Origin of the sequence: Vibrio sp. Vb0598 (assembly GCF_033338935.1) — a bacterium.
Classification (GTDB): domain Bacteria; phylum Pseudomonadota; class Gammaproteobacteria; order Enterobacterales; family Vibrionaceae; genus Vibrio; species Vibrio alginolyticus.
In genome coordinates this window covers 100783-120441 of record NZ_JAWOTP010000016.1, presented here as the reverse complement: position 1 = coordinate 120441, position 19659 = coordinate 100783, and the positions used below count along the sequence as shown (strand labels likewise).

Here is a 19659-nt window from a genome sequence, read left to right as displayed (position 1 = left end):
GCGCTTGAAGGTCGTATCATGCTAGTGGATGACGTAATCACAGCAGGTACTGCGATTCGTGAATCGATGGAAATCATTCAAGCAAATGGCGCAGACCTTGCTGGTGTGTTGGTTGCGATTGACCGCCAAGAAAAAGGCAAAGGTGAGTTGTCTGCGATTCAAGAAGTGGAGCGTGACTTTGGTTGTGCAATCATCTCGATCGTTAGCTTGACTGACCTTGTGACTTTCCTTGAAGAGAAAGGCACAGACAAAGAGCATCTAGAAGCAGTCAAAGCATACCGCGCAGAATACGGCATTTAATTGGTTACTTTTTCTGAAAAAGTAAAAAGGGCAGATGGATATTCATCTGCCCTTTTTTGTTTTTGGATTCATCGCCTTGACCACTTACTTATAGCGAATGCCTTTCTCGACATGCTCATCTTGCATGGTTTTATAGCGTTTATGGAGCCACATCCATTGCTCTGGAGCGCGTAGAATGACTTCTTCCACATACTTGTTCATATAAGCGGCAGCGGCGACTTCGTCTTTTTGTGGATAGTCGGCTTCAATGCACTTATCGGCGATGATGTCGTATTTTCCTTCGTCATTGCGAAACCCTGAGCCTGGGATGATCGCACATTTTGAGGTATACGCCAGAATGCTCGTGCCTGTTGTTGTACACGCATCGTCTACGGCAAAGAAGGGCACAAATACTGATTTTTTGCGACCGTAATCGTGATCCGGTAAATAGAACAGACGCTCACCGCTGCGTAAAACACGAATCATCTTTTTTACATCTTTACGATCAATCAGTTTATTGCCGTTATGTGTCCGTCCCCAATACTGGATAAAGTTATAAGCAGGATTATTATGCGGACGAAACGCGCCGTACCCGGCCACGCCTAACACGGCGAAAGCACGCGCAGTGATCTCTAGATTAAGAGCATGGACACAACAAAGTAGGACGCCTTTACCTTCTTTGGCTTTTTCACGCAGTGCGCCGAGATCTTTCTCGACGATCAGGTTTTTAAAGCGCCAAGTCGGCCAGAACCAAGTGATTCCGGTTTCTATCAGTGCCATACCGGTATTTTTGAAGTTCTCTTCAACAATATGTTGAATCTCTTCAGGTGTTTTGTCTGGAAAGGCCAATTCTAAGTTACGCTGAGCAACGTGGACACGCTTTTTACCGTAGCGCATGCCAAGTTTGCCGAGTGAACGACCTAATGAAAGCAGCAGCCGATAAGGAAGAATATTGACGAGGATGGCCAACAGACCAAAACCAAGCCATACGCCCCAGTTACGAGGGTGAAGAAGTGAAAGAGAAAACTCGGGCTGCGTGTATTTGTCTTTACTCATAGTCTTTTACTTTATTTGTGCACTCAAAAGCGCCCAGTACTCGTCAAAGTTTGCAGTCGGCTGGTATTTAAAGTCGCTACGCACAAAGCGGTTTAGGCTCCCCTCAACTTGTCCCAGAATTTGCGCGGCTAGGATGCGCTCTTCGACAGGGAAAGACTTCCCTTCACGAATCTTACGTTCACGCAGGATTTGGCGCAATTGTGTTTCTATACGCTCAAAGAGTTGATTGATGCGTTCACGTAGACGTTCATTTTCAAACATTAGAGCATGACCCGACAAAATGCGTGTTAGACCTGGGTTACGTTCAGAGAACGCCAAAATAAGGTGCATCACCATACGAATACGCTCTAGTGTATCTTTTTCGTCGTCTAGAATACGGTTGATACGTGTCATCAAGGCTTCTTCAATGAACTCAATCAACCCTTCGAACATGCGCGCTTTACTTGGGAAATGACGATACAGCGCGGCTTCTGAAACGCCGACTTGCTTGGCCAGTTTTGCCGTAGTAATGCGTGAAGCGCCATCTGTTGATTCAAGCATTTCTGCCAATGCTTGTAAGATTTCTTCACGACGGTTGGATTTTTTACTGCCGGCCATTAGTTACTTCCTTTCAAAATACAAAGTTGAGCGGAGGGGATTATAAGACGCTATTTCGCCTCAAACTAGACCACTAAGGGTGGAATGGGAGATTTAACACCCTTAGTTGTCATTTTTGTACCAAATTTATGCCAGCTTTTGTAAAAAATTGGCAGGGTTTTCAAACGTTAGTTACATCAATTGATGCATTTTTTCGAGAATTTTAACGCTCAATGCTTCTTTTGATTCCAAAGCGAGCGCAAGTTCACCTTCAGGCCAGTAAAGGGTAATTGCGTTGTCGTTGCTGTTAAATCCTTGCCCTGCAACCGAAACGTCGTTTGCACAGATCATATCGAGGTTTTTCTTTGTTAACTTGCCTCGAGCATAGGTCTCTACATCATTGGTTTCAGCCGCAAAACCGACGGTAAACGGACGCTTCTCCGTCATTGCTGCCACAGATGCAACAATATCAGGATTTTTAACCATATTAATGACCATTTCGTCGTTGTCTTCTGTCTTTTTCAACTTTTGAGACGCGATCGTTTGTGGGCGGTAGTCGGCAACGGCAGCGCAGCTAATAAAGGCATCATGCTGGTTTGCATGTGTCATAACGGCTTCGTGCATCTCTTGGGCACTGGAAACATTTATGCGCTCAACACCTACGGGCGTATTTAAACTGACAGGACCGCTCACGAGGGTGACTTTTGCTCCCATCTGCGCTGCGGCGCTCGCCAATGCATAGCCCATTTTCCCGGAGCTATGGTTCGTAATGTAACGCACTGGATCAATCGCTTCGCGAGTTGGTCCGGCGGTAATGAGTATCGACCTACCTTCTAGCAATTTTGGTTGAAAGAACTGTTCACATAGCTGTACTAGCTGCATTGGTTCCAGCATTCGACCTGGTCCTACATCACCACAGGCTTGCTCTCCTGCCGCAGGGCCCCAGATGTGCATACCACGACGCGCTAACGTAGCGATGTTCTCTTGGGTTGCGATATTGCGATACATCTGTTGATTCATCGCCGGAGAAACAGCAACAGGGGAATCCGTCGCGAGCACGAGCGTAGTAAGTAAATCGTTCCCCATGCCTGCGGACATGCGCGCGATTAAGTCCGCGGTCGCTGGCGCTAATAGCACTAAATCTGCCCATTTGGCCAATTCAATATGGCCCATAGAGGCTTCCGCTGCTGGGTCTAGTAAACTGTCCGAGACAGGACGGCCCGAAACGGCTTGCATGGTTAAAGGGGTAATGAACTCTTTTGCGGCTTTCGTCATTACAACTTGAACTTGCGCTCCTCTCTCTATGAGGCGACGGGTTAGCTCCGCACATTTATACGCGGCAATACCGCCACTGATGCCGAGTAGAATTTTCTTTCCTGCTAGTGTTTGCATGTGAGATCTCCAATTTGATGACCGGATTTTAACACAATTCAAAGTCTGACCGCCCGAGCATATATAACGAGAAGATAATTCACATCAAACTCCAGAGTATTAATCTGACCGAGGAAGGGAAAATTCTCGCCTACCTCACAGACAAGTTGCGCGGAGTTTGCAAGTCTGAAAAGAAAAAGAGGTAGTGGAAACCATGGTGTTGAAAAGTCGAAACAAATTGCTGCTGATAACCCTAATTCCGCTGTTGTTGATCACTACGTTGATCTCAGTGGTGTATTACATCAACAGCAGTAAAAGTTTGGAAGCGGAGCTGGCAAGAGACAGGCAAGAGCTCATCGAAACGAAAAAGAAAGAGTTACAAGCCTACATGATGATGGGCGTGACGGCGATAAAACCGTTATACGACGCGGATGTAAATGGAAGTAATAAAGAGGCAGCAAAAGAAATTTTGAAAGCCATGCGCTTTGAAAGCGATGGCTACTTTTTTGCCTACGACTCTCAAGGTGTGAATACGTTGCACGCCATCAAACCTGCATTAGAGGGTAAAAACCTTTACGACTTAAAAGATGAAAATGGGGTCGCAGTTATTGCGGGCTTGATTGACGCTTCTCAAAAAGGGGATGGGTTCCTCTATTTCTCGTGGCACAAACCGACCATTGACGCACAAGCGCCTAAGTTGGGCTATGCAGAATATCTATCGAAATGGGACTGGGTTTTAGGTACTGGCGTTTATATTGATGACATCGACCAGCAAGTTGCGATGCACAGAGAGTTAAAGACTCAAGAGCTAAAAGAGCATACATTATCTGCCGTGTTGATTTCCGTTATTGGATTGATCATTACCAGTGTTCTCACCAGTATCGTGGTGTCTAAAGGCATTCAGCCATTACAACATGTCGCGGCTTCATTAAAAGATGTTGCCGCAGGCGGCGGTGACTTAACGGCTCGTTTAAAAGTCGAAAGTCAGGATGAAGTCGGTGAAGTGGCGGCCGCGTTTAATGATTTTATGGATAAGCTGCACCCACTGATGCAGGACATTCATCGCTCTGCGACGACAGTACAGACCGTTTCCCAAATCCTGAACACTCAGACCAGCCAAGCGAGCGGTCAAATGCAGGATCACTGTTTAGAGACGGACAAAGTCGTGACGGCAGTGACGCAAATGAGCATGACTGCCAAAGAAGTAGCCAGCAATACTAATGCGACCGCGCAGGCAATTGACGATGCCAACAGTCAAGTCACCGCTGCTCAGCATGAGGTCGAGCAAGCAATAGAAGGCATTACCGAACTCGTGACGGAGATAGACAGCACGTCAGATGCAATTTCTGAGTTGAGTTTACAGACTGAAAAAATAACCAAAGTGCTGGATGTGATTGGCGAGATAGCCGAGCAAACGAATTTGTTGGCCCTAAATGCGGCGATTGAAGCGGCTAGAGCCGGTGAGCAAGGTCGAGGGTTTGCCGTCGTTGCGGATGAAGTGCGCTCGTTAGCCAGTCGTACACAAAATAGTACTCATGAAATTGGTGACATGCTTAAGCAGCTACAAAATGGTGTATCAAGAGCGGTCAGTACGATGTCGGTGAGCCAAAAAAGAGGTGTCAAAACGGCGGAAGAATCGGCGCTCATTCAGCAATCTCTTTCTGGTGTTCATAATTCTATCGGTACGATTCGAGATATGGGGATTCAAACCGCGTCTGCCGCCGAAGAACAAAGTGCAGTTGCAGAAGACATCAACCAAAACTTAGTGGCTATTCAACAGATCGTGAACAAAATTAATGAGACGTTGCAGCATGCCGAGTCAATCAGCACGCAGCTATCACAGTCTGGAACGGAAATTCACGGCTTGGTTGGCAACTTTAAACTCTGATGAACTGTTAAGTTGCATGGAAAGCACTGATGGTACGAAGAAAGCGAAAGTCATACTCGACTTTCGCTTTTTGTTTTGTGGAATAGGGACACTTTCCATATAAAGAGACATCAGATGATACTGAAAGCTTTGCCAAATGAGTCCATGCCCAGAGAGAAGCTACTGCAACGAGGGCCGCAAGCTTTGACCGATGCTGAGCTACTGGCCATCTTCTTGCGCACAGGCACCCGCGGAATGAACGTGATTGAGCTTGCAGATTTCCTTATTCAAGACTTTGGTTCGCTAAGACAACTATTTTCAGCATCAGAAGAAGAGTTTTGTCGTCACAAAGGATTGGGGCAAGCCAAGTATGTTCAATTGCAAGCGGTACTAGAAATGACACAACGTTACTTGGCGGAGACGCTAAAGCGTGGTGATGCCTTAACCAGTCCCGACCAAACTAAGTTATATCTGTCTTCTATTTTAAGGGATCGGCAAAGAGAGGCTTTTTATATTCTTTTTCTCGATAACCAGCACCGAGTGATAAAAGATGAAATTTTATTTGAAGGAACGTTGGATGCAGCGTCGGTGTATCCGAGAGAAGTCGTCAAGCGTGCTCTACATCATAACGCGGCGGCTTTGATTTTGGCGCACAATCATCCTTCAGGCGTCGCTGAGCCGAGCCAAGCTGACAGAAGGATTACAAGGCGTCTCATCGACGCATTAGCATTGGTGGATATTCGTATTTTGGACCATTTCGTCATCGGAGATGGGGAAAGTGTCTCTTTTGCTGAAAGAGGCTGGATATAACTGTGCGTTTTTTAGGTTGTTAGTTGCTAAAAATCTGCTATCATCCACGCCACTAAATTTTTAACTGAATTCAGCTTGGACTGCTAAAAAAATCTGCTGTCTAAAAAAAGATCACGAAAACCTGTAAAAAGGATCTGTTCGGGTCTTGAGCAATGCATATCAAGTTAGTATAATGCGCGACCTTTGATAGCCTTGTATGGATTTTCCATAGCGGTTCTTAACCTCTAACTTCTTTTCGAGAGATAGAGAGGTTCGGCCACCAAGGTTGATATCGAGCTGAAACGATTTTGGAGAAGACATTCATGTCACGAGTATGCCAAGTAACTGGTAAGCGTCCAGTAACGGGTAACAACCGTTCACACGCACGAAATGCTACTAAGCGTCGTTTTCTGCCGAACCTACAAACTCATCGTTTCTGGGTAGAGAGCGAAAAACGTTTTGTTAAACTACGTCTATCTGCTAAAGGTATGCGCATCATCGACAAGAAAGGTATTGATACTGTTCTTGCAGACATGCGTGCACGTGGCGAAAACGTTTAAGAGGAAATAAGCAATGGCAAAGAAAGGCGTTCGTGAGAAAATCCGTCTAGTATCTTCTGCAGGTACAGGCCACTTCTACACAACTGATAAGAACAAGCGTAACATGCCAGGCAAATTTGAGATCAAAAAGTTTGATCCAGTAGTTCGCCAGCACGTTATGTACAAAGAAGCAAAAATCAAATAATTGGTTTCAGTCTCTTTGATGAATTGAAAAACCCAACTTTCGAGTTGGGTTTTTTATTACCTGAATAAAAATGCTGAAGAAAAGTGTTCAGTACGTCATCGGATTATAAAGTACTGCTAACGTCATTTTATTGGTCCGACTCTATACTCGAATTTTTAATTTATCGTCCTATACCGCTTGGTCACCGCTTCTCTACATACTTGCACACCATTGTTCTAGTCAACCTCAATACTCTTTGGTAGTTTACTCATAACTATAAGAGAGTAGAGATGGTTATGCGTGTGAGTCCGGCTCGTCGCCGCCGATGGAACAATATTCTTATTCTGGGCATTATCGCGTTTATAGTGATCTTAAATGCGCCGATGTGGATCAAAACTTACCTATTAACAGCCCAAGCAGACCCTTACCCAAATGTACTTCGCTCCGACTATACGGTGGAGTCTTTGTACTATAGTGGCTGGGAGTTCGAGCTGCATGATGGACGGTGGCAATCCAACATCAAAGTCGATGCACCGATCAGTGAACTTGTATCACGCTGGCAATCATTAGAAGGGACGGAGCTTACCTCAAAACAGTACGATCATTTAAAACCTAACCTGACGGTACCTGAAACGGTAGAAGTCTGGTATCAGGATATCGAAGAGCCGCAGCGGGTGACTTTCTTTCGTTTACCTGATTTTTGGCTATTTAAAACCTGGCAAGACAAATGGGTCGCTATCTCCGTCGATGAAAACTACCTTATGCCAGAGTAGAGTCTTTTTGCGCCTATACCCCTAATAAGCTTCCCTATTTATCGTTTTTCTTTTCGATTATGCTAGCAGCGAGAACTATTAGCCGGTGAATTGGAGAATCTAATGCCTGAGTTGCCAGAAGTTGAAGTCAGCCGTATGGGGATTAGCCCCCACATGGTTGGACAAACGATCCAGTCGTTTACTTTTCGAACGCCTAAATTGCGCTGGGATATTCCTACAGAGCTTAAAAAATTGGAAGGGCAGGTGATCCGTGCGATTAGTCGTCGTGCGAAATACTTACTGATCGAGACAAACACAGGTACAGCCATTGTTCACTTGGGCATGTCGGGGTCTTTACGTGTTCTAGACGCCGAATTTCCGCCAGCAAAGCACGATCATGTGGATCTCAAACTAAGCAGTGGAAAAATACTGCGCTATAACGATCCGCGTCGTTTTGGGGCATGGCTGTGGTGTGCTCCTGGTGAGTCACATGCTGTACTAGCAAACATGGGGCCTGAGCCTTTAACTGAAGAGTTCAATGCGGAATATGTAGCGGAGAAAGCTAAAAATAAGCGTGTCGCCGTCAAGCAGTTCATCATGGACAACAAAGTCGTGGTTGGTGTCGGAAATATCTACGCGAATGAGTCGTTGTTTAAATCTCGAATTCACCCTTCAAGGCCCGCAGGTAAGTTGACTTCTCAAGAGTGGGGGTTACTTGTTGAAAATATCAAAATGACACTTGAGATTGCCATTACGCAAGGTGGGACTACGCTGAAAGACTTTGCGCAAGCCGATGGAAAGCCGGGTTACTTTGCACAAGAGTTATTGGTTTACGGAAAAGCAGGAGAGCCATGCCCAGAGTGCGGCGAACGACTTCAAGAGCTAAAGATTGGCCAACGTAATACCTTCTTTTGTAGTGAGTGTCAGAAGTAAGTCGAGCTATTATCGAGCTTAAGTTGTTGTAATCTTGCGCTCGAGCCTCAATAATTCAATCAGTTTCGAATAACTTAGTAAATTATATGAAAGTCATTTATCCGGGCACTTTTGATCCAGTGACTAATGGTCACCTCAATCTAATAGAACGTACTCACGAAATGTTTGATGAGGTTGTGATTGGCGTAGCCGCAAGCCCATCGAAGAACACTATGTTTTCATTGGAAGAGCGCGTTGCACTGATGCAGGACGTTGTAGCGCATTTACCTGGTGTGACGGTAAAGGGGTTCTCCGGGTTATTAGTGGATTTCGCGAGAAATGAGAAAGCTAAGGTTCTTATTCGTGGTTTACGAACAACGGTAGACTTTGAATACGAGTTTGGACTGACCAACATGTACCGAAAGCTATTACCAGGAATCGAGAGCGTATTTTTAACTCCTGAAGAAGAGTTTGCGTTTTTATCGTCGACTATCGTGAGAGAAGTAGCGATTCATGGCGGAAGTATCGAACAATTCGTTCCCAAGCCAGTAGCCATCGCGATTGGGGAAAAACTCAATGAAAGACAGTAAGTTCCCTTATTATTTCTCAAACGCTCTCTCGATACTTATCCCTCGCTTTGTATATCGAGCACAAGCCAAGCGTTTACTTTCGAATCTGACCGAAGCAGAGCAGCAACGCTGTATTGAGCGGGTGAACTATTACAATAAGTGTGAAACGCCGTTTTCAGTTGATAGCCGAGAACAAAGTTACTCGACCATCGATACATTCAAAAAAACGAAAGGCTGGACGTATTTTTTCGATCTTCGCCAAGTTGTACGCTATTTCCCTTCCAGTTTTGCGTTTAACTACATCAACGGCGATGTTACACACATCCCCAATGTACCGAGCTTTATAAAAAGCCGCCCTATTTTTGGTAACAACCAAAATTCAGTGGTGTTGAAACTTAATCAAGTTCGTCATTTTAAATTTATTGATGATCCTGTTCGCTATCAAGATAAAAAGGACATGGTAGCGTGGCGCGGCGTGGGTTTTCAGCCGCATCGTAAAAAGGTGATTCATGCGTTTTACAACCATCCGCAATGCAATATTGGCCAGACCCGCCCGGTAGAAGGGAAACCATGGGAAAAGGGCTTTATGAGTATTGAAGAGCAACTGCAGTATAAGTTTTTGCTCTGTATAGAAGGCAATGATGTGGCCACCAACCTTAAGTGGGCTATGTCGTCTAACTCCTTGGTTATTATGTCAAAGCCAAAATATGAGACTTGGTTTATGGAAGGTAAGTTAGAGGCAGGCGTCCACTATGTTGAAGTGAAGGATGACTATTCGGATTTACCCGAAAAGATGGATTATTACCTAGCGAATGAGCAAGAAGCATTAGCGATCATTGAAAATGCGCACCAGTGGGTTGAGCAGTTCAAAGATAAACGTAAAGAGCGTTTGATCTCATTGATGGTTGCCGATAAGTACTTCGCTTTATCTCAGCAACAATAAAAAAGGGGCGAAACGCCCCTTTTTTATAATCTTAAGCTTCTAGAAATTGATCAACACCATTCTCACAGCGTTTAAGCTTGTTTTTAATGGTGTTCTCTAAAATCTCATCATTTTGTCCGAGTGACGCACGAGAGTTTTCTACGTGGTACAAGTGGTAGCCTACACCTGCGAATTTTAGGTAAAGACGTGACTTACCCGCATTCAACATGCGATGAACAAACTCGCTGTCTTCGCGTCCCCATCCAACAAAATCTTGGTTGAAGCCATTCACCTCGATGACATCTTGTCGCCAAAATGCCATGTTGCAACCGCGAGTGGCTTTATCGTTATTCCGCTCGTAAGAGAACCATTTCGATAGCAAGGCGTTGGTGATGCAGTTTTTACGATTGCGAATGCCTTTGCTGAAAATGGAAGGCACTAAGCCGTTTTCCATGATGGCCTTGCTGCAGCTTTCATCCGTTAACACTCGTCCACCCTGCACAAACCAATTTGGTTTTGCGACTTGCTTATGTGATTCAATAAACGTTTGGGACAGCACCATGTCGCCATCAATCATGATGAGGTAGTCACCTGATGCTTTGGCGATCGCACGGTTGCGGCTCATTGAAAGCTGAAAGCCATTATCCTCGTGCCAACTATGAATCAGTGGAACCGGAAAACCTTCACGCATTTGGTCAACCATTGCTTTGGTATCGTCTCGAGAGCCATCATCTGCAACAATTACTTCGTCAGGCAAAACGGTTTGACGTTTCACGCTTTCTAACACCGCTTTTAATGCTTCTTTCCAGTTGTAAGTGGTGATAATTAAAGTCGTTTTCATGATTTTTTTGCCTGTTCACGTAAGTAGAGATCGATATATTTTACAAAAGTAGAGTGCATGCTTAGCCAAGCTAGAATGAAGCCATGCTTGCCATCAAGGAAGCCTCGTTTGAGAACATACATCTTCAAAAAGCTAGCAAGAGCGTGAACGATAGCGGTCGTTAAACCCGCTTTCTTTTTACCTTCACGTTCATCCGTCCAGGCCTTGAGGTAGCCAGTGGTTTTATTGATGTAATGATGAAGGTGCTCGTAAGTGTAGTGATGCAGTCGACCATCCAGTTTTTCAGTTTGATAGTTTTTCTCATCAACTTTTTCATGAACGAGCGAATCATTATATTGTGTATATTCGGTGCGATATAAGCGCACAATCCAGTCTGGAGACCAACCAGAATGGTAGATGAACTTACCAAACGCTGAGCTTAGTCGATTAAGTTTGTATAAAACGTTCGGCTTATTGGCTGATACCGCGTGTAAGATACTTTCTTTTAGCTCTGGAGTGACTTGTTCGTCCGCATCAAGCCACAAAACGTAGTCTGCCGTAACGTATTGCTGCGCCAGTTGGCGCTGTTTACCGAATCCTGGCCAATCTAGGTTGGTGTAAAACTTATCTGTGTATTGTCGGGCGATTTCTTCAGTGCGATCAGTGCTGCCCGAGTCTAGAAGGACAATCTCATCGACCCAATCTTTTACTGTGTCTAGACAAGCTTGTAAGTGCTTCTCTTCATTTTTTACAATTAAGGCAACGGCTAAGGTTGGTTTGGACAAGGTCATTTCCTTCTTAACAAATCAAGACAGTAAGTTTACTGGTATTGAGGATACAAATCTTCTAAGACTTGATCGAACATGCTCATTACTTGAGTGCTGGTAATGCGGTTCATTGCCGTTTCATCTTTAGCGCGAGTTCGCCAGCTTAACTCGTGACTGTTTTTACCTGTTTCCGCAAAGATCGTTTCTTCATACACTGAGACAACGTATTTTAGATAACGGTAAGGTCCCACTCGCAGCGGATTATGGTGTGCATAGAGCCCGATGATTGGCGTTTTCATGGCATTCGCCATGTGTGCTGGTCCGGTATCGGGGGCGATGACCATTTCAACCTTATCTATTAACGCAAGCATTTGCAGAATTGAACTTTGTCCAACTAAATTTAGACACGGTTCTTCCAAGCGAGATTGAATGGCTTCTGCCAGATCCAATTCTACCTGAGCAGGGCTGCCTGCCAGAATCACGTTCCAGCCTTTTGCTCTGGCGTGATGAATCACATCCACATAACCTTCCGCGTTCCAGTTTTTATAAGCTTTGCTCGCACCAGGCACAATCAGCAGGTTAGGTTTACTACGAGAAATATGAGACTCTGCCCAAGCTTGGTCGTGGTCTGAATAAGAAAGTACCCAGTCTAGTCCTGCCTTTGGTACCCCAATTTGATGGGCAAAGGCCATTAAGCCATCTGCGACATGCAGAGATTGCGGGGAAGGCACTTTGACATTGGTAAATAGTGTTTGAAAGTCCTGGCTTCTATCAGAAGAGAAACCAAGTTTGTATTTTGCTTTAATGCCCAACGTTGCGACACTCGCTCGAATCGCGTACTGCATATGCAATAGCGCATCAAACTCTCTGCCTTTCAGCTGTCGCCAAAGTGATTTGTAGCCATCAAGTCCCGCTTTTTTATCAAAAACAATCACTTCTACACCATCGATGGCGGCTAATAACTGGGCTTCAAGTTTACCCGTTATCCAAGTAATCTGGGTCGAAGGCCAGTGTTTCTGAATAGCTTGAATGCTGGCGATAGTATTGCAAACGTCTCCGATAGCGGACAAACGCAAGACGCATAGTGACGATGGGGCAGAAGTGAACATAATTATTGTCTGATTCGATGAATAGAGGCAGGTAAATTATGCAGACATCCCCAATAAATGTAAAATACACGGCTCGAATATAGCTAAGTACTGATAAGTGTTCTGCAATGTCAAAGACAACACCACATCAATCGCAAGAATCTGGCAAGCCGGGTAATACCGGACTAAAGCGCATCGTTAAAGCGACGGGTTATTCGATCCAAGGATTAAAAGCGGCTTTTAAGCATGAAGCTGCCATTCGACAAGAGTTGGCTCTGTTGAGTATCGCCGTGATTTTGGCTTGGCTAGTGGATGTCGGCATGGTTGAGCGTATCTTAATGATCGGGGTCGTGGTATTAGTCTTGATTGTAGAGCTTGTAAACTCAGCGATTGAGGCGGTAGTGGATCGTATCGGTATTGAACGGCATGAACTCAGTGGTCGAGCTAAAGATATAGGCTCTGCTGCCGTTATGGTTGCTTTGGCGTTTGCTGCATTTACTTGGTTGTATATATTAGCCAGCCGGTATTTAGGCTAGAGGGTGAGCGTATGACTCAACAGTATAAAAACAACAACCAAGTGATCTGGTTTGATGACGAGATCATTACAGACCCTAGCCAACCGATATTTGATGCGGAATACTGGCAGTCCTCCGACAAGGTGGTTGGCAGTGCGACGGGGCGAGGCACGACATGGTTTATCCAACTAGAGAGCATGCAAGCGGCACTACGTCATTACCGTCGTGGCGGTTTGTTTGGAAAGTTAGTTAACGATCATTATTGGTTCTCTGGCTGGGATAACACCCGTTGTGCGCAAGAGTTTCAGCTTTTGTTGGCGCTAATTGAGGCTGGGGTGCACGTTCCTCGTCCTATTGCAGCAAGAGCCGTAAAGTCAGGACTCTTCTATCAAGCTGATTTATTAAGTGAGCGAATCCCAAACGCCAGAGATCTGGTTAGTATCTTGCAAGAACAGTCTTTATCGGTAGAAATGTATCAGAAAATAGGGCAAGAAATTGCCAAGATGCATCAGGTTGGCGTTAACCATACTGATTTGAATATCCACAATATCTTGATCGACGACAAAGATAAGGTATGGATTATCGATTTTGATAAGTGTCGTTTTGAAACTTCTGGTGACTGGAAGCATCAAAATCTAAATAGACTTCTGCGTTCATTTAATAAAGAGCGTTTAAAGCGACAGATTATTTGGCAAGAATCCGATTTTGAACATTTTCAGGACGGTTATGCTTCTCAATCTTAATTGAGTTTTTTATCATTTTATGTTGATTGCTCTAAGTAAGCCTTCTTGAGTCTAACGATGCTCGAGTGAGTCTATAAACTACAATAATCATAAAGTATTCATGTGTATCTGATGGCACAAAAATTAACGTAGGTAACATTTGTAATGAAAATATTAGTAACCGGTGGAGCAGGCTTTATTGGGTCAGCTGTTGTCCGACATATCATTCGTGACACCCAAGATACCGTCATCAATTTAGATAAACTGACCTACGCAGGGAATCTAGAATCACTGGTTGATGTCTCAGAGAGTGAACGTTACTACTTTGAGCAAGTAGATATCTGTGACCGAGCTGAACTAGATCGCGTGTTTTCAGAGCATCAACCCGATAGGGTGATGCATTTGGCCGCCGAGTCTCATGTCGATCGCTCTATTGATGGTCCTGCTGCTTTTATTGAGACCAACGTGATGGGCACTTACCATTTGCTTGAAGCGGCTCGTCAATATTGGTCGGGCTTAGATGAAGCGCGCCAATCGGCATTCCGTTTTCATCATATTTCTACGGATGAAGTGTATGGTGATTTAGAGGGAACGGATGATTTGTTCACCGAAACCACTTCATACGCGCCGAGCAGCCCATATTCTGCATCTAAAGCTTCGAGCGATCACCTGGTTCGCGCTTGGCAACGTACTTATGGCTTACCAACACTTATCACTAATTGCTCCAACAACTATGGCCCGTACCACTTCCCAGAGAAGTTGATCCCTCTGATGATTTTAAATGCCCTCGATGGCAAGCCGTTGCCTGTGTATGGTGATGGTATGCAGATCCGAGATTGGCTGTTTGTGGAAGACCATGCTCGCGCGCTGTACAAAGTGGTCAACGAAGGTGAAGTCGGTGAAACCTACAACATTGGTGGCCATAACGAAAAAGCCAACATCGAAGTGGTGAAAACCATTTGTGCTTTGCTTGAAGAGCTGCAACCAAACAAACCTGCAGGTGTTGAGTCTTATGAATCTTTGATCACGTATGTGAAAGATCGCCCAGGTCATGATGTGCGTTACGCAATTGATGCCACCAAGATTGCTCAAGAGCTTGGCTGGACGCCAGAAGAAACGTTTGAAAGCGGTATTCGCAAAACCGTGGAATGGTACCTCAATAATCCGCAATGGTGGCAACGCGTGCTTGATGGTTCATACAGTTTAGAGCGATTAGGAGCGGGCGAATAATGAAAGGCATTATTTTAGCAGGTGGCTCGGGCACTCGCCTTTACCCTATTACACGCGGTGTCTCTAAGCAGTTACTGCCGGTTTATGACAAACCAATGATTTACTACCCGTTGTCGGTACTCATGCTAGCTGGTATTCGTGAAATCTTGATCATCACCACGCCAGAAGACCAGGAAGGATTTCAGCGCCTATTGGGTGATGGCTCAGAGTTTGGCATTGAGTTGCAATACGCGATTCAACCAAGCCCAGACGGCTTAGCTCAAGCGTTCATCATTGGCGAAGAATTCATTGGCGATGATTCAGTATGTTTAGTGCTGGGTGACAACATCTTTTATGGACAAGGGTTCACTCCGAAGTTGCAGCAAGCTGCTGCTTTGACGGAAGGTGCGACGGTCTTTGGCTATAAAGTGAAAGATCCTGAGCGCTTTGGTGTGGTGGAATTTGATGAAGAGATGAGAGCGCTATCGATTGAAGAGAAGCCATTCAAGCCAAAATCCAATTACGCCGTTACCGGACTGTATTTCTACGATAACCGCGTCGTGGACATTGCCAAAACTATTCAACCGTCTCATCGTGGCGAGTTAGAAATTACGAGTATTAACCAAGCTTACTTAGAGCAAGGGAAATTGACGGTTGACGTGCTAGGGCGCGGCTTTGCGTGGTTAGACACGGGGACACATGGCAGCTTGCTTGAAGCTGCTCACTTTGTCGAAACGATCGAGAAACGACAAGGTTATAAAGTGGCTTGCTTAGAAGAGATTGCTTATCGCCGAGGGTGGTTAACACGAGATCATATTCAAGCTGCAGGAAAAGCCTTATCTAAAAACGATTATGGCCGCTATCTTCTAGAGTTATTGGAAGAATAAATGTCAAATATACCGCTAATATCTTTTCAGAAAATGGGTGATGAGCGAGGTTCACTAATCTCGTTAGAGCAACACAAAAACATTCCGTTTGATATCAAACGTATTTACTACATTTTTGATACACAAAGCGGTTTAGCTAGGGGCTTTCATGCACACTACGACTTAGAGCAAGTCGCTATCTGTATGAAAGGTAGCGTGACTTTCGTCATTGATGATGGCACCACGAAAGAGAAAGTGACGCTTTCATCTCCCGATGTAGGACTGCATATCAAAGGCTTAAAATGGCGTGAGATGCACGACTTTTCTGAAGATTGTGTGCTAATGGTTGTCGCTAGTGAATTGTATGATGAAGCCGATTACATACGCGATTATGCTGAATTTTTGAATGTGGTAAACAAACATGCTGAAAAGTAAGACAATACAACTTCGCCTTGTTCAAGAAGATGATGCAGAGTTTATAACTCAGCTTCGAGGTGATGAAAAATACAATACACACTTGTCCAAATGCGATACAAGTGTTGAAGCACAAAGATTATGGATAAGAGCGTATAAAGAGGACGAGCAACAAAAGAAGCAGTTTTACTTCATTATAGAGAGGCTAGATGGAACCAAATGCGGAACAGTTAGACTTTACGACTTTAAAGGTGTTTCTTTTTGTTGGGGAAGTTGGATCCTGAATCATGAAAAAACACGTTACGCTGCCCTCGAAAGTGCTCTTTTAGTTTATCAATTTGGCTTTGATGTGTTGGGTTTTAAAAAATGCCACTTCGATGTTCGCAAAGATAACCATGCGGTAAACAAATTCCATGAAAAGTTCGGTGCTCGACTCGTTGGCGATACAGACTTGGATTATCTTTATGAAATATACCCGTCAGATATTGAGCCAATGAAATTGAAGTGTGAAAAAATCCTAGGTAGATAATGAACGTTAATTTTTTAGAGCTAAAGCGCTTAAATGCCGAGTACGAAGACGAATTGAAACAAGCCTGTGCACGCGTGATTGAATCTGGCTGGTATATCCTTGGCAAGGAAACGGAACAGTTTGAACAAGCATTTGCTGACTACTGTGGTGTTAAACACTGTATAGGCGTTGCGAATGGCTTAGATGCTTTAACACTGACGTTAAAGGCTTGGCGAGAGCTAGGAAAAATCAACAAAGGTGATGAAGTTATCGTACCGGGTAATACCTATATCGCATCGGTATTGGCGGTCACCGAAGCGGACTTGGTTCCGGTGTTTGTGGAGCCGGATGAGCAGACGCACAATATCAGTCCTGAAGCGATTGAAGCGGCGATTACAGAAAAGACGAAAGTCATTTTGCCGGTGCACCTGTACGGCCAGTTGGCCGATATGCCAGCGATTATGGCGTTGGCAACAAAACACAATCTTCTCGTGTTGGAAGACAGCGCCCAGTCTCATGGTGCGACACTTGATGGTAAGAAGTCTGGAGCATGGGGTGACGCCTCAGGCTTTAGCTTCTATCCGGGTAAAAACCTAGGTGCATTGGGTGATGGTGGCGCTATTACGACCAACGATGAAGAGCTTGCCGAAACCTTGCGTGCCCTTCGAAACTACGGTTCACATGTTAAATACCAGAATCTTTATCAAGGATTGAACAGTCGTTTGGATGAAATTCAGTCGGCGATGTTGTCAGTGAAACTGAACTACCTTCCAGCGCAGACGAAAGCGCGTCAGGAGTTGGCGGCATTTTACTTACGCGAAATCAACAACCCGAATATTATCTTGCCGGAAGTGACAGAGCCTGAGGCACATGTATGGCATTTGTTTGTGGTGCGAACTTCACACCGAGATGCATTGGTTAAGCATTTATCAGAGCATGGTATTCAAACACAAGTACATTACCCGATAGCGCCGCATAAACAGCAGGCTTATAAAGAGTTTGGTCATCTGTCATTAGCGTTGACTGAGCAGTTACAAAATGAGGTGCTGTCATTGCCAATGTCGTCCTACTTGAGTGAAGACGAGAGTCAAGAAGTAGTCGATGCAATCAACTCTTTTAAGGTTGAGTAATGACACAAGAGCATGTGCAAGTATTAGAAGACGTGGTTTATGTCTTCTTTTGTTATAAACAATCTCGTTATCTTGAGAAAACATTGCCAGCGGCATTGAACCAGACCGTGTGGCCAAGCCAATTATTGATCTTGGATGACTGTTCACCTGATGATAGTCATAAAATAATTCTATCGCTTTTAGAGTTTGCGCCTAAAGGATTAAATATTGAATATCGCCACAATAAGCAAAATGTTGGTTTAGTTAGCCAAATCAACTCCTTGCGGGGGCAATACCAAAATAAGCTTATTATTGTACAAGCTGGCGATGATATAGCGATGCCGAGCCGAGTTGAGGAAACTTATGAAGCCTGGTTGAAAAATGGCAAACCAAGCTTAATTATTGGTGGTTACGACAAAATTTCTGAGCAAGGCGATGTTATTGAGTCATTTGAATCGATTAAGCAAAATAAAAAGCCGTACACACTCGAAAATATTATTAATAGAAAGTGTGCAGTAGATGGTTGTTGCGCCGCTTTTACCTCTGATGTACTGAACGAGTTTGCTCCTTACAACAAAGACATCATCAATGAAGATCGCATCAATGTCCTTCGAGCCTTTTTGTTAAATGGTATTCATCATGAAAACAAAAAATGGATCCAATATCGATTGGGTGGCATATCAACGTTCGCAAAAGAAACACGTGAAGAAAGGTATGACAACACAGTAATTAATGCTCAGCGTGAACTGCAAGATCTTAAAATGAACTTGCGAGATGCAGAGAGTAAAAACGCCACTAAAGTTGTGAGTGCGATTAAAAAGCGTATGTGTACCGCTGAGTTTATGGCATCACTTTCACAATCAAAGTCTGCTTTGTACAGCGAAGCGATTTGTTATTTTGTTAAAACGCTGGATTATCGAACGGTTTTAAAAGTTTTGCGTAGGTTAAGATGAATAAAATTAAAAATATAAAGCAATCGATAAGTATGAAGAGGCATTTTTCTTCAACTTTCCGTTCATTCAAAAAGCGAAGCGATAAAAGCACTGATTCACCTAAAGACTTTTATCGTACACATGAGAAATGTACGGTTTTAGGTAATGGACCATCCTTAAAGTCAGATATTAATAGTATTGGTACAGATAGTGATGTGATTGCTGTTAATCATTTCTCAGAGTCTGAGCATTTTACGGCGTTGAAACCTAATAAATATATTTTAATTGATAGCTATTTCTGGGATGAAACCACCCATAGCTCTCTGGTGGAAAAAAGAGATAAATTGTTTAAAGATCTAAATGAACTTGTGTCTTGGGAAATGCAATTGATTATTCCTGACTTTGCTGACAGAGAGTTCATTCAAGGCAATATCAAAAACAGCAACATAGCGATAAAAGTGCTGCGAGCAATTCCTAGTAATGTAACTAATATTAAATATGGCCCAATGGCACTATCTTCTGGTATCGTCGCACCTCCAGCTGTCAATGTGCTTATCTTTGCTGTGTATGTAGCAATTCTATGTGAATATGATTCAGTGGAAATATTTGGAGCGGATATGAGCTTCCATAATGATGTCCATGTTGATCAAGAGAGCAACCAGCTTTATATGGTCTACAAGCATTTCTATGGAAAAGAAGAGAAGTTGCCGCTCCTAGAAAATCCTCAAAAGGTCAAACCTTTTAATATGACGGACTTGATGCGATTAACTTTCTTGACGTTTTATGCACATCAACTGTTAAATAAATGGGCCGATCTCAAAGGGGTAAAAATCGTGAATAGGTCTAGTTTCTCTATGATCGATGCTTATCCTAGACGATGAAATGACAGGTAA

The 19659-nt window shown here is 44.0% G+C and carries 23 protein-coding genes and 1 pseudogene; 18 read left to right on the top strand and 6 right to left on the bottom strand.

Features of this window, described 5'->3' with window-relative positions; all coding sequences use genetic code 11:
• Positions 1-300, top strand: a pseudogene (pyrE, locus tag R7Q38_RS16540) (orotate phosphoribosyltransferase); the annotation flags it as partial.
• An 84-nt stretch (positions 301-384) separates the two neighbouring features.
• On the opposite strand, the gene R7Q38_RS16535 reads toward pyrE, so the two are convergent.
• The 3 genes from R7Q38_RS16535 to coaBC all read right to left on the bottom strand — a co-directional run bounded on the left by R7Q38_RS16535 (position 385) and on the right by coaBC (position 3303).
• Positions 385-1335, bottom strand: a complete 951-nt coding sequence (locus R7Q38_RS16535) for a Kdo(2)-lipid IV(A) acyltransferase (protein WP_033905948.1) — start codon at positions 1333-1335, stop codon at positions 385-387.
• Between the two features lie 6 nt (positions 1336-1341).
• Positions 1342-1932: a nucleoid occlusion factor SlmA gene (slmA, locus tag R7Q38_RS16530; protein ID WP_005379386.1), complete on the bottom strand. Its 591-nt coding sequence runs from the start codon at positions 1930-1932 to the stop codon at positions 1342-1344.
• 171 nt (positions 1933-2103) lie between these two features.
• Complete coding sequence (coaBC, locus tag R7Q38_RS16525; protein WP_054701136.1) at positions 2104-3303, bottom strand: bifunctional phosphopantothenoylcysteine decarboxylase/phosphopantothenate--cysteine ligase CoaBC; 1200 nt, start codon at positions 3301-3303, stop codon at positions 2104-2106.
• 193 nt (positions 3304-3496) lie between these two features.
• On the opposite strand from coaBC, the gene R7Q38_RS16520 reads away from it, so the two are divergent.
• The 8 genes from R7Q38_RS16520 to R7Q38_RS16485 all read left to right on the top strand — a co-directional run bounded on the left by R7Q38_RS16520 (position 3497) and on the right by R7Q38_RS16485 (position 9837).
• Positions 3497-5170 (top strand): methyl-accepting chemotaxis protein, encoded by a 1674-nt coding sequence (locus R7Q38_RS16520; RefSeq protein ID WP_258490751.1) that lies wholly within the window; start codon positions 3497-3499, stop codon positions 5168-5170.
• A 114-nt stretch (positions 5171-5284) separates the two neighbouring features.
• Positions 5285-5959: a RadC family protein gene (gene radC, locus R7Q38_RS16515; RefSeq protein ID WP_017820707.1), complete on the top strand. Its 675-nt coding sequence runs from the start codon at positions 5285-5287 to the stop codon at positions 5957-5959.
• A gap of 302 nt (positions 5960-6261) precedes the next feature.
• Entirely contained in the window at positions 6262-6498 is a 237-nt protein-coding gene (gene rpmB, locus R7Q38_RS16510; protein ID WP_005384783.1) for a 50S ribosomal protein L28, read from the top strand.
• 13 nt (positions 6499-6511) lie between these two features.
• Positions 6512-6682 carry a 50S ribosomal protein L33 gene (gene rpmG, locus R7Q38_RS16505; protein ID WP_004410866.1) on the top strand — a complete coding sequence of 57 codons (171 nt, stop codon included), beginning with the start codon at positions 6512-6514 and terminating at the stop codon, positions 6680-6682.
• Between the two features lie 275 nt (positions 6683-6957).
• Positions 6958-7434 (top strand): hypothetical protein, encoded by a 477-nt coding sequence (locus R7Q38_RS16500; protein WP_025768321.1) that lies wholly within the window; start codon positions 6958-6960, stop codon positions 7432-7434.
• A gap of 102 nt (positions 7435-7536) precedes the next feature.
• Positions 7537-8346 carry a bifunctional DNA-formamidopyrimidine glycosylase/DNA-(apurinic or apyrimidinic site) lyase gene (gene mutM / locus R7Q38_RS16495; RefSeq protein WP_239938425.1) on the top strand — a complete coding sequence of 270 codons (810 nt, stop codon included), beginning with the start codon at positions 7537-7539 and terminating at the stop codon, positions 8344-8346.
• A gap of 86 nt (positions 8347-8432) precedes the next feature.
• Entirely contained in the window at positions 8433-8915 is a 483-nt protein-coding gene (coaD, locus tag R7Q38_RS16490; protein ID WP_017820709.1) for a pantetheine-phosphate adenylyltransferase, read from the top strand.
• Positions 8902-9837, top strand: a complete 936-nt coding sequence (locus tag R7Q38_RS16485) for a glycosyl transferase family 90 (RefSeq protein WP_053303391.1) — start codon at positions 8902-8904, stop codon at positions 9835-9837. Before coaD ends, R7Q38_RS16485 begins: the two co-directional genes overlap by 14 nt.
• A 31-nt stretch (positions 9838-9868) precedes the next feature.
• On the opposite strand, the gene R7Q38_RS16480 is transcribed toward R7Q38_RS16485, so the two are convergent.
• Genes R7Q38_RS16480 through R7Q38_RS16470 form a run of 3 tightly spaced genes read right to left on the bottom strand, consistent with a single transcriptional unit; the run spans position 9869 to position 12512 of the window.
• Positions 9869-10657, bottom strand: a complete 789-nt coding sequence (locus R7Q38_RS16480; RefSeq protein ID WP_171344436.1) for a glycosyltransferase family 2 protein — start codon at positions 10655-10657, stop codon at positions 9869-9871.
• Entirely contained in the window at positions 10654-11421 is a 768-nt protein-coding gene (locus R7Q38_RS16475; RefSeq protein WP_005395793.1) for a glycosyltransferase family 2 protein, read from the bottom strand. Before R7Q38_RS16475 ends, R7Q38_RS16480 begins: the two co-directional genes overlap by 4 nt.
• A 35-nt stretch (positions 11422-11456) precedes the next feature.
• A complete protein-coding gene (locus R7Q38_RS16470) occupies positions 11457-12512 on the bottom strand; it encodes a glycosyltransferase family 9 protein (RefSeq protein ID WP_017820712.1) in 1056 nt (351 codons plus the stop codon).
• A 107-nt stretch (positions 12513-12619) separates the two neighbouring features.
• Here R7Q38_RS16470 and R7Q38_RS16465 point away from each other — a divergent pair, with 107 nt between their 5' ends.
• From R7Q38_RS16465 to R7Q38_RS16425, 9 genes are all read left to right on the top strand, one after another.
• Positions 12620-13027, top strand: coding sequence for a diacylglycerol kinase (locus tag R7Q38_RS16465; protein ID WP_005395798.1), 408 nt, complete (start codon positions 12620-12622; stop codon positions 13025-13027).
• An 11-nt stretch (positions 13028-13038) separates the two neighbouring features.
• Positions 13039-13749, top strand: coding sequence for a 3-deoxy-D-manno-octulosonic acid kinase (locus tag R7Q38_RS16460; protein WP_171345965.1), 711 nt, complete (start codon positions 13039-13041; stop codon positions 13747-13749).
• Between the two features lie 144 nt (positions 13750-13893).
• Positions 13894-14958 (top strand): dTDP-glucose 4,6-dehydratase, encoded by a 1065-nt coding sequence (rfbB, locus tag R7Q38_RS16455; protein ID WP_132936688.1) that lies wholly within the window; start codon positions 13894-13896, stop codon positions 14956-14958.
• The gene (rfbA, locus tag R7Q38_RS16450; RefSeq protein WP_025520720.1) at positions 14958-15824 is read left to right on the top strand and encodes a glucose-1-phosphate thymidylyltransferase RfbA; all 867 of its coding nucleotides are present in this window, start codon (positions 14958-14960) and stop codon (positions 15822-15824) included. Before rfbB ends, rfbA begins: the two co-directional genes overlap by 1 nt.
• On the top strand, positions 15825-16238 hold the full coding sequence (locus tag R7Q38_RS16445; protein WP_005489486.1) for a sugar 3,4-ketoisomerase: 414 nt from the start codon (positions 15825-15827) through the stop codon (positions 16236-16238).
• Complete coding sequence (locus tag R7Q38_RS16440; RefSeq protein WP_017634982.1) at positions 16225-16746, top strand: GNAT family N-acetyltransferase; 522 nt, start codon at positions 16225-16227, stop codon at positions 16744-16746. The genes R7Q38_RS16445 and R7Q38_RS16440 overlap by 14 nt, the downstream gene beginning before the upstream one ends.
• Positions 16746-17855, top strand: coding sequence for a DegT/DnrJ/EryC1/StrS family aminotransferase (locus tag R7Q38_RS16435; RefSeq protein ID WP_017634981.1), 1110 nt, complete (start codon positions 16746-16748; stop codon positions 17853-17855). The genes R7Q38_RS16440 and R7Q38_RS16435 overlap by 1 nt, the downstream gene beginning before the upstream one ends.
• Positions 17855-18787, top strand: coding sequence for a glycosyltransferase family 2 protein (locus R7Q38_RS16430; protein WP_017820715.1), 933 nt, complete (start codon positions 17855-17857; stop codon positions 18785-18787). Before R7Q38_RS16435 ends, R7Q38_RS16430 begins: the two co-directional genes overlap by 1 nt.
• On the top strand, positions 18784-19647 hold the full coding sequence (locus R7Q38_RS16425; protein WP_017820716.1) for a hypothetical protein: 864 nt from the start codon (positions 18784-18786) through the stop codon (positions 19645-19647). Before R7Q38_RS16430 ends, R7Q38_RS16425 begins: the two co-directional genes overlap by 4 nt.
• The last annotated feature ends 12 nt before the right edge of the window (positions 19648-19659 follow it).